The sequence below is a fragment of the Exiguobacterium sp. s39 genome (genome assembly GCF_018618925.1).
Classification (GTDB): domain Bacteria; phylum Bacillota; class Bacilli; order Exiguobacteriales; family Exiguobacteriaceae; genus Exiguobacterium_A; species Exiguobacterium_A abrahamii.
This window is the reverse complement of record NZ_JACSNA010000001.1, coordinates 65340-81050: the sequence shown is the minus strand read 5'-3', so window position 1 is coordinate 81050 and position 15711 is coordinate 65340. Positions and strand designations below refer to the sequence as shown.

Genomic DNA, 15711 nt, shown 5'->3' with positions numbered 1-15711 from the left:
GAAAAGACCATCCCCGTGGTCGAAACAGACCTATCTCGTAGTCCAGATGTTCGCTCTGGTTTAGAAGTAATCTGAGACTCCCCGGTCTCAGACCATAGAAAAAAGACCTTGGTCCCCGCCAAGGTCTTTTTTCTATGGTCATGTATTAAATCGTAGCAAGTAACTTCATTTTTTGCCAACGGCTGACGTACGCCCGTTTTGTAAAGACGTCATAGTGATTATCCCGCGCTGCATCGAGTATACCACGGTACAGGAAGGCAGCAGCCTTCAGAGCACGCCGACTCTCTCGTGGATACCGTTCAAACGATGGAATCGCTGCGTCATACAGATGCTCTGCTCGAAGTGCAACCTCTTCCCAGAGACCGATAAAGTCTCCTGAAGGACGACCAGCGAGTAACGATTCTGCTGTGACACCGTATGTCTCCATCCATGAATGAGGCAAGTAGATACGGCCGCGTTTTGCATCTTCACCAACATCTCGTAAAATATTCGTTAATTGCATCGCGATTCCAAGATCAATAGCAGACTTACGGAGATCAGGCTGTTGCGGTGCAAGGATGGGCAACAACATCAAACCGACAGTACTCGCTACGTAGTAGCTGTATTGCTCTGTCTCTTCAAGCGTCTGATAACGATTTTTCTCGATATCCCAACGCATCCCTTCCGCGAGCTCAAGAAATGGTGTCTCATCCATTTCATAACGTTCAAATACGTCTGCCAACGCAATCCATAACGGTTTGTCTAGTACTTCGCCATCACGGAACCGTTTGAATTCATTCAAGAAAGCTAGTAAACTCTCTTTCGGCGTATCCGACTCATCGACGGTATCATCGAGGAACCGGCAAAATGTATAGATGGCATAAACAGCTTGTCGATCTGCTTTTGGTAAGAGTGAAAAGGCTTTATAGAACGTCTTAGATCCGGACTGAATGACTTCCTCACATTTGATATACGCGTTCTGGATCGTCACTGAATTCATGTTTCCACCCCATCTCTTGTTCCATTCGGTTTACGAGTATCGTTGCGCCCATCATGACGACTGGTACTCCTCCACACGGATGCACCGATGCACCGACAGCATATAATCGATCGATATCCGGATACGGTTTTGCCTGTGTCTTTAAGGCAGCCGATTGGCGAATCGTCGGCGCAATCCCAAAACTACCTCCCTGATATAATCCAAAGGCCTGTGCATCATTCGGTGTACGAATCTTCATTTCTTGTATCTTTTCCCGGAATCCCGGATGATGATGCTCGATTTTTTCAAGTACGGTCTCAATGAAGTCTACTTTTTCATAATCTTCTACACCATAGCCACGCGGAGAAGGAATTAATGAATAGACGACGCTATCGTCCGTTCCTGTTAAACTACGGTCAATCCGACTCGGATGGAACAGATAGACTGCCGGATGTTCAGGTAATCGTCCTTTTTTAAAGATATTCGTCATGAGCGGTTCCAAGTCGTTTGGCATCAAAAAGCGATGCACCGGTAAATCGACTTTCCCTTTCATCTTGAAATATAGCAATAGCGTACCGCCTGAAGGTGTATAGGTCTTAGGTTGTTTACCTTCTACAAGGCGTTCCATCAATGGAAACTCTCCATTTAGTACGATTTGATCGAATGCTTCCTGTGTGCCATCTTGTAAGACGATTTCCTTTGCCTGTCCTTGGTCGACGACGATTCGTTCAACGGGTGCCTCGAAGACGAATCGGACACCACGTTCGACTAATGTGTCGTACATGCGTTCAGCAAGCGAGAAATAGCCACCTTTTACATACCAGACACCTTCTGCTTGTTCCCGGTACGGAATCAAACCGTAAATCGACGGTGTCGTATAAGGGTTTCCGCCGATATAAAATGTTGGGAAACTGTATGCCATGCGCAAATATTTACTCTTGAAGTATCGCTTCAAATGGTCATGTGCAGTCTCTAGAGCATGCATCTGTAATAATGGACGCATCATGTCTGGGTGCAACAACTCCGTCTTCCGACGATAACCACGTTCTAAAAATTTCGATACACTCGTCTCATAATCCTTTTCTTTTTGATGCATGAATTCATAAAATCCACGACCTTCACCGAATTGACGTTCGATCGCGATCGCTTGATCCACGACATCGGCTACTTTCGTGACGACGGTACCATCGTCGAAGTGAAGGTCATACAATGGATCGACCCGTTCAAGTTCTACTCCCGTCACGCCGGCTTCTGCTAACTGCTCTTTTAACTTGCCTGGCATCAGAACGATCGTCGGACCTTCATCGATGCGGCCACCCGATTCAAAATCGACGGATCGTAATCGACCACCGACATGCGCTTCTTTTTCAAAAATCGTAATCTCGACTCCAGGATGTCTTGCTGTCAGCAAAAGCGCTGCATGCAGTGTACCGACACCGGCTCCTACGAATCCTATCTTCATGTCCGCACCCCTTCTTTTTTGAGCACGAGTTCTGCCGTAATACGCGCGGATTCGAAAATCGTCGGTAATCCGCTACCCGGATGTGTGCCACCTCCGACGAGATACAGATGATCGAGCTCTTCAAATTGATTATGCGGGCGGAAGTACATCATCTGTGTCAACTGATGACCGAGATTGAACGTCGCGCCTTGATGGATCCCCATCGCTTCCCAGTCGTCTGGCGTGAACATCTCTTCGACTTCGATTGCCGCCTCAATCCCTTGATACGGTGAACGCGTTTCAAGAGCGTCCAGAACACGACGACGTAGTTTCGGTCCTTCGATCGACCAATCAAGTTCAGAGTAATTGTTCGGCACTGGCACTAGGACATACATAGCAGACTTGCCTTCAGGTGCTAGCGTTGGATCAATCACGGATGGATTTTGGACATAGAACGAAAAGTCATCCGATAATTCTAAAGTCTGCGTCATCTCGCGAACGTTTTTCTCATAATCCTCTGCAAAGTAAATCGTATGGTGTGGTGCATCGAACGTCCGGTTGACACCAAGATATAACATGAACGTCGAACACGAGAATTTTTTACGGTCAATTTTTGGTCGGGACCATTTTTTCAGAACCCCTTCCGGCACCAGATGATTCATCGCATGCGCAAAGTCAGCACCGATGATGACTTCATCGAATAACTCATGTTGACCTGACTCGAGGATGACTCCTTCGACAGCTTTTCCGTTTAAGATCAATTGTTCGATGCCCGCACCTAACTGTACGGTTCCGCCTAGCTCTTCGATCGCACGTTGCATTGCAAGCGGTACTTGATGCATTCCACCAATCGGATGATGGACACCGTAAGCATGTTCCATATAAGACAAGATCGAAAAACCACCTGGACATTCCCAAGCTGACATGCCTAAGTATTTCGCTTGGAATGTAAAAGAATACTTCAATTCTTCGCTCGTGAAGTAGTCGGATAAAACATCATAAAGCGATCGTCCGAGCGATAGGCGCGGAAGTGCCGTTAAGACACGCGGTGATAAGTAATCCGTCAGCCGATCGTGACGTGTCTGTAAGATTGGCATGAGTTTTCCAAGCTTAAGTGCTTGCTCTGCCATGAATCGATCGTACCCTTCCCCGTTTCCAGGAAATTGTCGTTCGATTGCCTCTTTCATCCGGTCCCGATCCGTCGTCATCGTAAACTCCTCTGTTCCGCCTTTGAAATAGAGTGTATACATCGGATCAAGCGCCTTTAAATCTAAATAATCTTCTAATCGTAAACCGGCTTCGTGAAAAACGTTTTCTAAAATATGCGGCATATTAAGGAATGTTGGTCCTCGATCGAACGTATAGTCACCTAGCTTGACGGCAGAAGTTCGTCCACCGACTTGCGTTTGTTTTTCGTAAACGGTGACGTCTACTCCTTTTCCTGCTAATAACAAGGCACATGCAAGTCCCCCAGGTCCTGCTCCAATCACTGCTACGCGTCGCTTCACCCAAATCTCTCCTTTTTATCTCTCATCGTTTCAACTATTATACTAAGCACATAGTAAAAGCAACAAATTTGAACTGTCTTCCAACTGTAAAAACGCCAGACTTCGCTTAGGAAGTGGCGTTTGCAGTGACGATATACCAGGCACCTTCTTTTAAGAATGGTGTGATCGAAATGTTTTCAAACCCAGCTTTCGTTAGACCTTCTTTCAATTCTTCCTTACTTGGTAATGGATACAGATTCTCATGCAACGTCATGAAGGCATTGAATGCTGCTGAGAAAGGTGCACCATGTGAACTGTCACGTAATGGTGTGACGAGAATGACTGTTCCATCATCCTTGACGAAACGACGAACTCCTTTTAATAGTGCAAGGCGTTCCGGTTGCGGGAAGTAATACAAAATATTATTCATCATGACACCGTCATATGTCTCTTTGACATCAAACGTTTTGATGTCTCCAACGACAAAATCAATCTCTCCGCTCGTATCTCGTCGTTTTGCTTCTGCGATGACGGATTCTTCAATATCGATTCCGGCGAGTCGTAAGTCCGGCAATGCCTCATGGATTTTACGGAGATACCCACCATAAGCACAACCAATATCAAGAAGTGAGGTCAGATTACGACTCCGAATGATATGGCGTACTGCTGGGAAAGCAACAGTCTCAACGAGAGCTGAAGTTTCAGCCACGATGTCTCCATGTTCCTCTCCATTAAAGGTCTTTTGTTGACCCTCTTCTAAAAATTGAGGATAAGAGAATAGTGCTGGCAAGTGCAGCTCCATCATTTCCGATAACATGAATCCGATACTCCGATCGTCTGATTGAGAGAGTTCCGGAAGAACATGGCGAGTCGCTGTATAGCGTAAATCTTTTTTCTTCAAGTGACCGACTGCGACGCCGACTTCGAACCAGCGGGATAACGCTTCCTGTGTCAGCGGACGCTGCATCCGTAGCTGTGCCTCTGCTTGTGTTGCTCCTGTTTGAAGAGCATCGAATAATCCATATTTATAACCGATATACCCATGCCAAAGTGGTAACACCGGTTCTGCGCGTTTCATCCATTTTCGTGCCCGGAAAACTTTCGTCCATTCCTTCAACTGTGCCACAAGCGTTCCCCTCTCTACTGTGTAATACATCCCTTTTCCCAAATAACAACCACTTGTAAACAAAAATTACTAACGAACATGACAAAAAGAGCCCTTTTCAACCTATGAGGTCGAAAAGGACTCTTTGATCCCGCATGAACTTAGAAGAATTTCATACCGTATGGGAGTGAATAGCCTAGGAATACTGTCACAAGGACAAGCACGATGAATCCGATGACGAAACCGGAATAAGCTTTTCCTTTTTTAAGTCGAACAAGTGTCAACTCTCCGAAGATGAGCGACAATAAGCCGAGTGTAATCTTCGCATGGTAGAGTGGGTCTGGATTTTCAGACATCCCCATGATTTTGATGTACAGATAAAGACCTGTCGCGAATGTCAATAAAAGCAACAGACGGAACGCCATATGAATCCCTTTTGCAGCTTTTTTGTTGTTCTTGTACATCGAAAAAGCGACGAAGAACGTAACCAATAAAAGTACCCAAAGTAAGACGTGTGTGTGAACGAATGCTGTGATTGGCATTTCATTTCCTCCTTTCTTTTCCTATTTCATCGTATCTGATTTCAGGACGAACACCTAGTGTTATTTTGTTGATATATGGTTTTTTCAGGAGATTGTCACATGTGTAGACTGGACAAGTGGAAATTTGACGGTAAAAAGACTACCTTCCTTCACGACTGACTCGACATGAATTTCTCCACCATGACCCGTGACGATTTCCTTACATATAGCTAGTCCTAAACCAGTCCCACCAATTTTTCGACTATCCGAGTTATCGACGCGATAGAACTTTTCGAATAGACGACTCAGCGATTGTTCTGGAATCCCGATTCCCTCATCTCGAACTTGAAGAATGACTTGATCAAGTGATGTCGTGAGTACGACATCGATCGCACCACCAGATGGTGAATATTTCACCGCATTATTCAATAAATTATTGAGCAACTGTCTGATTTTTTCTTCGTCTGCTTCAATGACAGGCAACTGATTTCCCTCGTGACGGAACGTAATCCGATGAGCCTGTGTCGAAGCCGCATAAAATTGTGTCGTTTCTTCAGCAATCGTATAGATGTTCACGGATGCTTTTTTATACGATTGTGTGCCCGACTCCATGCGCTGGACATCTAAGAAATCATTGACGAGATTCGCAAGACGTTCCGTTTCGGAATGGATCGTCCGCAAATATCGATCTTGGCGCGACTCTTCGATGTCTCGGTTGAGCATGAGTTCTGTAAATCCGTAAATCGAAGAGAGTGGCGTCCGAAGTTCATGAGAGACGGTTGAAACGAGTTCTGATTTCAAACGATCCATTTCAGTCTCTTTCGTTACATCACGCATGACGAGCATCGTTCCTTTATGTACGTGATGGATATGGATCACCTCGACATAAAATTGAATGAATACCGTTTCGTTTCGAATCGAGAACTGTAAACTATCGGTCGGTAATTCTCCACGCAGAACTGAATCAACATAACGGCTAAAGACTTCTGGTTCGTCGACGACGGATCGAATGACTTCTAAGCACGTTTGCAATGTCTCCTGTTCAGTCTGAACACCATAACGTAATTCCGGGAATAAATCGTATAATGGTCGATTGACGAAGACCTCTTCTTTACCCGGTTCAAGATAGATGACGGCCTCTCGAATCGAATCGAGAATCCGCTCCGTCTTCGTTTTCTCTTTCGTCATCTCGTCAAACAACCGCATCCGTAAAAGCGATAGCGATAATTGACGGGAGAAGGACATGACATCACGCATCTGTTCGTTCGTAAACTGATCGCGATAACGGACAAGGTAGATATACGCGATGATGTCACCAGACGTCGGTTCAAGAATCGGTACAGCTGTTTCGTACATATAGTACGGGTACGGCAGTGGATGATTGCTTGCGACTTGTTTAGAAGAATGAACAGGTGACTTTAGTGACTCAGCTCGTTTTAAGAGAGACGCATCGTTTTGAAGCAGCTGTTCTGCCAATTCATCCGTCATTCCATACGTAACGACAGAATAACTATCTTCTTCATCAACAAATACTAATGCACCAATCTCAGAATCTGTGATCGTGACGAGCTTCTCAATGATTTCTGGATAAGCAGTCAACGACTCACGTGCCGCGAGCGTTTCTGTCAAATCATTCCGATACTGCAAATGTTGCTCATTCCGCATCGTCAGCTCTAATGCTTCTTCGAGTTCTTCTTGCTGTGCTTGCAATTCTTCCTGCTGTGCTTGTAATTCTTCCTGTTGCGCCTGTAATTCTTCATTTTTCGCTAATAAATGCTGCTTGTTCTCGGAAATCGAACTTGCCATCTGATTGAAGGATAACGCCAGGATTCCGATTTCATCTTTACGATTCGGTACTTTGACGCTCGAGACATCTTCACCGTTCGCAAGCCGTTGACTGTTCTTGACGAGAGATAATAATTCCATCGTGATGCGGCGGATAAACGGATAAATAAAGAAAATCAAGACGGCAAGTAAGACGACGATATTCGCTAACCAAATCAGCTGTGTCGTCCGGATCTCCCGTTCCAGTTGGTCGCTCGTCCGTTGTGCCCAATCCTCTAAAAATTCGCGATAACCGCCGAGTGCTAGCTCGCTCTTATTGATTTCCGAGAGTACATCAATGTTTCCTTGAGCATCTAATTGAATCTTACCTTCAGCTAATAATTGCTGACCAAGTGGCAGTTCAGCAAGTGTTGTTCCTTTTAAGAAGGATTCCGTGACATCTCCAGATTCTTTCGCTTGGACATAGGATTGAATAAGCGGCAAAATCGCATCGAAATAATAACCATACAATTCTCTCGAGGACTGGGCGAATGCCTTTCCTTGATCATAAATCGCATTTTTTTCGAACCATTCTGTCTGCTGATCAATCTTATCTTGTTGAGCCATGACTTGATTGTATAGATCACCATTCCCCATCAAGGCATAACCGCGCATGTTGAACTGGACATCCTGCCACTCTTCCCATAAAGCACCCGCACGTGCACTCCGGTCACGGATATCTTCTAATTTCGCCCGAGTCGCCTGCAGTTTTGTATCGGTATAGTTGTAGACGATCAATGATGAAATCATCAATGTAGCTAATACGACATAAAAGGAGGCCATGAGTTGGCGCCCGATTTTTCGATTAATCCACTTGGTGATCACTCAGTATTCCTCCCACGACATCAATCAGTTCTAACGGACTAAAGGGCTTCGAGAAAAAGTAATTCGCTCCGATTTCTTCTGCTCGTTCGCGGTCTGATTGTTGACTTTTAGCCGTCAACATCATGATTTTTAAGTGTTGCTTATCTGGATGTTGTCGGACTTTCTCGATGACTTCAATCCCTGTCATTCCAGGCATCATGTAATCGAGTAAAACGAGATCATACTCAGCGTTCATGATTTTTTGATACGCTTCGTCACCGTCCGTCGCTTCGTCGATCGTATATCCTTCATCTTCTAGTGTATCGAGTACTAACATTCGTAAGACATCTTCGTCTTCTGCTAATAAAATACGTGCCATCTATTAAAACCTCCCAAAATTATCCATCACCAAAGTAACATATCTTCTTTATTTTACACAGTTCTTTCACAATAAGAAACGGAAATTACTTTAGAAACTGATTTTCCCTCCTTATTCCTCATCCTTCTTTCGACCCATACTAAAACCTCCCTCATCTCTACCTGAAGTAGGAGGACGAGGAAGGTCTCGATCGTATCAAAATTAAATTAAACTAAATCAATCGTTTCTTCTAAAGCAAACGCATAGATGACCTTGCGTGAAATTTGAATATGAAGAATCGCTTCTAACGCTTCTTGATACAGATTCAACTGAGTCGCGTACCGATCCCGTAACACATCAGCAGGTGTCTGTCCGACTTCCGTCGTAACGATTTGATCCGATTTATAATCGAGCAAGATATATGACTCCCCATCCTGAATCAAACAGTCGACGATTCCTTGCATGACTGCGTCATCCACTGGACCTGTCCAGTCTTTCCGGAAACGCGATGCCCCAATCTTATATGTGAACGGCAACTCCCGATAGACGTGGTTCGTCCGTAATCGTTCGTTGAACAATTGTCCGATTTCAGAGTCGAGGAACCCTTGTAACTGTGCTGTCGCTTCCCGCATCGTCGTCGCTTCAATCGGCGTAATGCGTTCCGTCGCTTCCCATTGATCAATTTGTTGCGAAATCGGTTCGTCCGGTTCATATAATTGCATCGCTAAGTGTAAGACCGTTCCTCGTTCCGCTCCACTTAAAACAGGTCCGAGGAATTGTGGCGTACGGTAATACGTCGTCTGGCGATATGTCGTTTCGAATGCTGCACGCTCCAGTTGCTCCGCCCGCTTCAGTTCCGTGACGGTCTGTTTTGCTGCCGTCTCTGTCGCAAGCGCATGCGGATACTGATACGAAAATGCCGCTTCGACAATTTCTTTGACTTGTGAATTAACCGGCACATCGATTTTTTCAAGCTTCTGGACGTGTTCGAGTTGCTCCACGAGTGTTGAAATTTCTTGATACGGTGCTAACTCCTCTAACGACATCACACGAATCGACCAATCCGTCTCATCCGGACGTAGTAAACTACTGCGTAAGACTGCCGGAACGACCCATTCCGCATAACTCTTCGCTTGGCGTCGATCATTTTCAGGTAGTAAGACTTCATCTGGTGGCGTCATCTGCCAGGTCGCCATTTGATCCTCTAAATCCTTGACTGTCCCGACGAGAATCAGCTTTTCCTTCGCTCGAGTCATCGCAACATACAAGACGCGCATCTCTTCTGCCTTCATCTCTCGATCCATTTCCCGGCGGATGACTTCTTTTAAGAGTGTCCCAGATCGCAAACGACGAATCGGATCAATCGCATCTAGGGCAATACCATACGTCTTATGCAACTGAATCGCCTGCATTTGATCCTGTTTGTTGAATTGCTTCGTCAATTGGCTGACGATCGTCACGGGGAACTCGAGTCCCTTTGATTGGTGGATCGTCATGATGCGAACGACGTCCTCGTCTTCTCCAAGCGAACGGGCTTCTGCGAAGTCTTCTCCTCGTTCAATTAATCGATTGATTAGACGAAGGAAACGATAGAGACCACGATAACCGGACGTCTCATATTGCTTCGCTCGCTCATATAAAGCGTTCAAGTTGGCTTGACGACTTTTGCCTCCGGCGAGACAGCCGACGTATTCAAAATAGCCGGTCTGATCAAAGAGCGATCGAATGAAGGCAGGTAGGGCACTCCCACGTGCTTCAGTTCGCCATGATTGAATCTGACGGATGATTTCATCCATTCGAATTCCGAGTGATGATTCCTCTGCCGCCATTGCTAGCGCTGCCTCATAAAAGCTTCCTTCTTTTTGTTTTGCTCGAATCCGTCCTAAATCTCGATCCGCCACCCCAAAAATCGGCGATCGTAACAAACTCGCGAATGGAATGTCTTGAAGCGGATTATCGATCGTCTTGAGCAATGCCATCATGATTTGAATTTCCGTCGCTTGGAAGTATCCGCCTGTCGTATCCGCATAGACCGGAATCTCATACTGTTCGAGCACTTCGACAAGCACTTGGACACGCTTACCACGCGACCGTGCTAAGACGACGATGTCGCGGTATTCACAGGTCCGGAATCGGTTGGCTTTCGCGTCATAGATTAGATGTGGATGCTTCGAATCAACGAGTTCTAAAATTCGCGTTGCAATCGCTCGTGCTTCAACCTCTTCCTTTTCACTATCAAGTGGATCAATCAAAAGTAATTCAGGTGCCACTTGCTCCGATTCGAGATAACTCAGATTCCCGAGTCGAAGGTGCGCGGCTTCATCGTAATCAATCTCCCCGACCGTCTCATCCATTACTTGGCGGAAAATTTGATTCGTTCCATCCAGCACTTCAAGACGACTACGGAAGTTTTTTGTTAAATCGATCCGTGTTCCCACATCGGTCTGTTGGAATCGTTTGAATTTTTCAAGGAACAGTCCTGGCTCTGCATGACGAAATTTATAGATGGATTGTTTGACGTCACCGACCATGAAGAGATTTCCTGTTGCCTCATCTGTTTTCGAGACCAATTGGATGATACGTTCCTGAACCTCGTTCGTATCTTGATATTCGTCGACGAGTACTTCGACGAAACGTTCCTTCAGAAGTTTTGCCACGTCTGACGGTTGTCCTTCGTCCGTCAAGATCTCTAATGCAAAATGTTCAAGATCCGAAAAATCGACGATACCACGTTGTTGTTTCGCTTCGAGATAATCGCTTGCAAATTGACGTACGAGTGTCACGATCGTCTCGACGTGTCGCAACTGCGACCGCAAGTCCTCCAAGTAATCGACACCGGTCTTTTGGACGAACAGCTCTTTCATTTTCTTGAACTCCGCTACGAGTCGCGTCCGCTCTGCTTGAAACGGTTTGATTCCTTCATCCCCGCGTGGACTCTTCCAACGACCGAATTCTACTGCTTGAAAAGCAAGCGCAACCATCGACCAGTAGCGTGCCGACGTCTCAAGCAAGGTAAAAGGAGCAATGTCCTGACGCATCATCTGTCCCATTTCCGTATAACCAGACTGCTCCAGCTCAAAAGCAAGTTCTCGGTAACGTCCTAATAAATTCGAGAGACTTTCCCACTCTAATTCGACTAGTCGTTGCATGAGTGGAGAATCATCCGGGTCAATTGGCTGATCGTACTGACTGATTAAATGTGCATAAAAAGCTTCCGGATCCGGTAAGGAACGGGAAAACCGATAGAGATTCGAAATCAGTGTCAGCATCGCTTGATCATCCCGATCTGACGTATAACTATCAATCAAATCATAGAATCCCGGGTCCTCAGAAGCATAAAAGGACTCAAAGACCGCTTCTAAGACATCGTCTTGCAATAACAGTAATTCAGATTCATCGGCAATTCGAAACGCAGGATCTAGACCAATCCGGTAATAATTCTCGCGCAGAATCGACAAACAGAACGAATGAATCGTTGTAATTTGTGCCCGGTTCATTAATTGACGCTGTTTTTTCAAATACAAATCATCCGGTGCCTCTTTGATGCGCTGGTCCATCACCTCAATGACCCGCGTCTTCATCTCACGTGCTGCCGCATTCGTAAAGGTAGCGACGAGAATCCGATCAGCCGACAACTCATCTTCGGGATCAATCAATCGTTGCGTCAGCCGTTCAACGAGGACCGCTGTCTTCCCTGATCCCGCTGCCGCTGAGACGAGGATATGTCCACCTCTAGCTGAAATGGCTTGTTGTTGTTCTTCCGTCCAACGCACGCTCATTCTTCTTCCTCCTTCAACCGTTCCAGTACCTCTTTTTCAGACATCGGTTTTAATGGGCGATACTGATTCCCAAGCGATTCATCGAACTGACAGACTGAACGATACTCACAAAAACTACACGGTGTCCGTTCCTGATAATCGAATGGATTGATGGCGATATCCCCATCATAGATATCTTGACTGCTGTCTTTTAATGCCTCCCATGCATGATCCATCAGCGCTGATAAATCTTCCTCTTGTACGACACCTTTCGTCTGCGTCTTATGCAGTCCGTTTTTTGTGAATGTCACTTTGACGAGCGGTGATTTTTTTCGTTCATCGTACGCAATATGATCCATCGCTCGTAGTACCTCGTCATTCTCGAGAATGACGCCTTGCATTTGATAGGACTCGAGTAACAGTTGGTTGCGCTCTTCTTCGTCAGCCGATAAATCGCCCCGTAACATCGGGTTTTTGACGTGGAAATATAACGCACCAGCTGGTTTTGCCTGCTGTTGATAAAGCAGCTCCGACTGCTCCACGACCGTCTTCAAATACAACAACATCTGAATCGCAAGCCCATAATAGATTTCCGCAAAATCAAGTCCTCGAGCACTCGATTTGTAATCAATGATTCGAACGTATAGCTGATCACCAATCGTCGCCTGATCAATCCGGTCGATGCGACCCGTGAATTCAATTTCTGTTCCGTCTGGTAACGTAAAGCGTAATGGTGGGAACGTCGCGTTCCCAAAACTGATTTCAAATAAGTCGGGTTCAAAGTCTGTTCGTTTTGCTTGTTCAACAAGCATTTTAGCTGTTTGTTCGACGACATCCGTCAATTTTTTCTTGATATACCCGAAGCGACTCGAACTCATCAAGATCGCATTCTGAATTTCCGGTGTCACCTTTTCGACAGCTTCCTTCGCAAGTGTTCCGCACGTCTCGCCGTCGATCTCTCGCCAGTGTCGTCCAGAAGCTTTAATACTGAGCGACAGATCATTTAATGCGCCGTGAAACAGATTCCCGATGTCCGGTGCTTCAAATTTATACAGCTTCCGCTCGCGTAAACGAAGTCCGTATCGAGCAAAATGCTTATACGAGCAGGCGTTATAGGTCTCAAAACGCGAAACGCTCGCTTGCAGTGAATCACCATATAGACGATGCGCCAACCCTTCCGGCAAGGCTTCCGCTTGATTTTGATAGAACAAGGCACTCGAGAATAACCCCATCCGTTCACGTCCCTGTCCGTTTTCGAGAAGCGTATTGTACACTTCGAACCAAATCGGCTGAATCGGATAACGTCGTTGCAAACGGCGCAGCTCGATCGCCGTCGCTGCTGCCGCGCGATCTGGACTCGTTACGAAATCAAGTTGTTCTTGCGGTGCGTGTTCCCCAGCTTCCGCAAAGTGTGTTTTGATCGGACGATCGAGCAACAATTGTCGCTTTAATTGTTTTGTGATCGCTGCCGGCTGAAGCGCCTTACCTTCTTCATCGACAAGTGCGTAACTGACATACAAGGCTTCACTTGGAGCCATCATCCCTTGATACAGGTAAAACAGCTCATCATCAAACACATCAAGAGACGCTTTTCCAACCGGAATACCATGCTCATGTAAAAAGTCATGATCATTTTCGGACAGTAACTTTGATTGATCTTGAACGAACGGAATCAGACCATCATTCGCTCCGAGTAAAAAGACGACTTTTACTCGTTGTAATCGTCCACGGACATAGTCCGTCGCGATGACTTGATCGAGCGATGGCGGAACAAGTGCAAAACGAAGGCTCTCAAGTCCTGTCTCGACCATCTGGACGAACAAATCCGTTGATAAGGTATGCTCAGGCGCAGCAGCTTCTAGCTGCTCGAATAGATGAAGTATCGCTTCATATACTTGATCATGCTCGCGCGCAACAAGTAATTGATCCTGCTCTAGTGCTTGCTTACGCCATTCCATTAAACGTTCTGCAATTTTTTGTTCTTCAAGGAATTGATAAAGACCTTTCGTATACGCGCTCATCGTCTTCGCCTGTTTCAGCCGACGGTGCAACGGTTCAATCAAGTCGACGACGAATGTTCGTAAATGGTTCAGTTCTTCTTCTTGCGCAAGCTCCTCTTCCGTTAAGCGAACTTCCTCTGCTAGGCGCCGCTTTAATTGCCACGGTTGTTGCCACATCGACCCTTTGATGCCGCGTTCGAGCACGAAGGTCTCAAAACGATCGAGCGCTAGACGCGCATCTTCTGCGGGAATCGGCAAGAGCTCCGTCTTCAGTAAACGAAAGACCGTTTCTTCCCGATAACCCGACGTTACGATGTCTAAAGCAGATTGAATCAAGTCAACGAGTGGATGATGAACCATCGACTCACGTTGATCCAAGAAATATGGAACATCATACATGTGGAAGGCTCGTTCCAAGTGATCCGCATACGGCTCAAGATGTCGCACGACGAATGCCATCTCATGAAACCGATACCCTTTTTGTCGAACGAGTTGAATCGCTTTCCGCACGGCTGATTCTGCTTCAACTTGACGGTTAACTGCAGCTGTCATCTGAAAGCCCTCAATGTCATGATCGACAGGAGGATATCCCGGCTTCAACAAGGCCTGCTCCAAATGTCGTAGCCCTTCTGATTGAAACTTGATTGGTTGATCATACAAAATTTCTTCATATGGAATCGACAGTTCCTGCATCTGACCGATCAATTGCATGTAGCACCGCTGAGACACACCAAAAGAAGTTTGTTTCGCATAAGGATCCGTTGCATCCATCGTAAAACTAATATGCATTTCAGCCACTTGTTGCATCAAGGCGAGTAAAACTTGTTGTTCCTGGAGCGAAAATTCATAAAATCCGTCGACGATGATCGTCGCTTGATCCAGTCGCGCTTTTGGAAGTAATTCGAGCAACGTCGTATAGTAATCGTCTGCATGGAGTGCTTTATCGACAATTCGTTCCGTAAAGCGCTCATAAATCAACGCAAGGTCGTTTAATTTCGGTGACCGTTCGAGAGAGCGATCACTCACTTGACGCAACATGTCAGGCTCAATCAACGAGCGTTTAAACGACGCGATGAGCTCATCAAGTCCTTGGAAAAATCCTGGCATGTTTTTAGTTCGTTTAAAAATCTTCAGTTCGTCTTCTGATTCCTCGACGACCTGTCGCAGTAATAGCTGTGTCCCCGTCTCATCGAGAAATGGAATCGCTTGATTCCCGTAATCGCGTAAGATATGAAACGCAAAGCGCCGTAGACTCATGACCTCAAGACGAACAAGACCTGCTATCCGTTCATCTGTCGCAATCCGCCGCTCCATTTCAAATGACATTTGATCCGGAACGATGAAATACATCTTCTCCCCTAATGGTCGTTGCTCGAGTTCTTGTACGACGCGCTCGATCAATTGTGTCGTTTTCCCACTCCCGGCACGACCAATATGCATATGGTTCATCAAGAA

General features: G+C 46.0%; 9 protein-coding genes. All 9 read right to left on the bottom strand.

From position 1 onward, the window contains the following. Positions 1-145 precede the first annotated feature (145 nt). The 9 genes from KNQ11_RS00450 to addB all read right to left on the bottom strand — a co-directional run bounded on the left by KNQ11_RS00450 (position 146) and on the right by addB (position 15705). Positions 146-979, bottom strand: coding sequence for a phytoene/squalene synthase family protein (locus KNQ11_RS00450; protein ID WP_055966987.1), 834 nt, complete (start codon positions 977-979; stop codon positions 146-148). Next, positions 939-2420, bottom strand: coding sequence for a phytoene desaturase family protein (locus KNQ11_RS00445; protein ID WP_064300359.1), 1482 nt, complete (start codon positions 2418-2420; stop codon positions 939-941). The genes KNQ11_RS00450 and KNQ11_RS00445 overlap by 41 nt, the downstream gene beginning before the upstream one ends. Beyond that, entirely contained in the window at positions 2417-3907 is a 1491-nt protein-coding gene (locus KNQ11_RS00440) for a phytoene desaturase family protein (RefSeq protein ID WP_214768949.1), read from the bottom strand. The genes KNQ11_RS00445 and KNQ11_RS00440 overlap by 4 nt, the downstream gene beginning before the upstream one ends. A 106-nt stretch (positions 3908-4013) precedes the next feature. Continuing rightward, positions 4014-5012, bottom strand: a complete 999-nt coding sequence (locus KNQ11_RS00435; RefSeq protein WP_214768946.1) for a class I SAM-dependent methyltransferase — start codon at positions 5010-5012, stop codon at positions 4014-4016. 140 nt (positions 5013-5152) lie between these two features. Beyond that, complete coding sequence (locus KNQ11_RS00430; RefSeq protein WP_023467392.1) at positions 5153-5533, bottom strand: DUF1516 family protein; 381 nt, start codon at positions 5531-5533, stop codon at positions 5153-5155. Positions 5534-5617: 84 nt separating this feature from the next. Further along, positions 5618-8161: an ATP-binding protein gene (locus tag KNQ11_RS00425; RefSeq protein WP_214768944.1), complete on the bottom strand. Its 2544-nt coding sequence runs from the start codon at positions 8159-8161 to the stop codon at positions 5618-5620. Further along, complete coding sequence (locus KNQ11_RS00420; RefSeq protein ID WP_023467390.1) at positions 8142-8519, bottom strand: response regulator; 378 nt, start codon at positions 8517-8519, stop codon at positions 8142-8144. Before KNQ11_RS00420 ends, KNQ11_RS00425 begins: the two co-directional genes overlap by 20 nt. Before the next feature lie 206 nt (positions 8520-8725). Then, positions 8726-12277 (bottom strand): helicase-exonuclease AddAB subunit AddA, encoded by a 3552-nt coding sequence (addA, locus tag KNQ11_RS00415; RefSeq protein ID WP_214768939.1) that lies wholly within the window; start codon positions 12275-12277, stop codon positions 8726-8728. Then, positions 12274-15705 carry a helicase-exonuclease AddAB subunit AddB gene (addB, locus tag KNQ11_RS00410; protein ID WP_214768935.1) on the bottom strand — a complete coding sequence of 1144 codons (3432 nt, stop codon included), beginning with the start codon at positions 15703-15705 and terminating at the stop codon, positions 12274-12276. The genes addA and addB overlap by 4 nt, the downstream gene beginning before the upstream one ends. Between the last annotated feature and the right edge of the window lie 6 nt (positions 15706-15711).

Bases quoted from the DNA above. Each gene is read 5' to 3' on its own strand.
- KNQ11_RS00450 (WP_055966987.1), bottom strand. From the start codon at position 979: ATGAATTCAGTGACGATCCAGAACGCGTATATCAAATGTGAGGAAGTC.
- KNQ11_RS00445 (WP_064300359.1), bottom strand. From the start codon at position 2,420: ATGAAGATAGGATTCGTAGGAGCCGGTGTCGGTACACTGCATGCAGCG.
- KNQ11_RS00430 (WP_023467392.1), bottom strand. From the start codon at position 5,533: ATGCCAATCACAGCATTCGTTCACACACACGTCTTACTTTGGGTACTT.
- KNQ11_RS00420 (WP_023467390.1), bottom strand. From the start codon at position 8,519: ATGGCACGTATTTTATTAGCAGAAGACGAAGATGTCTTACGAATGTTA.
- addA (WP_214768939.1), bottom strand. From the start codon at position 12,277: ATGAGCGTGCGTTGGACGGAAGAACAACAACAAGCCATTTCAGCTAGA.
- addB (WP_214768935.1), bottom strand. From the start codon at position 15,705: ATGAACCATATGCATATTGGTCGTGCCGGGAGTGGGAAAACGACACAA.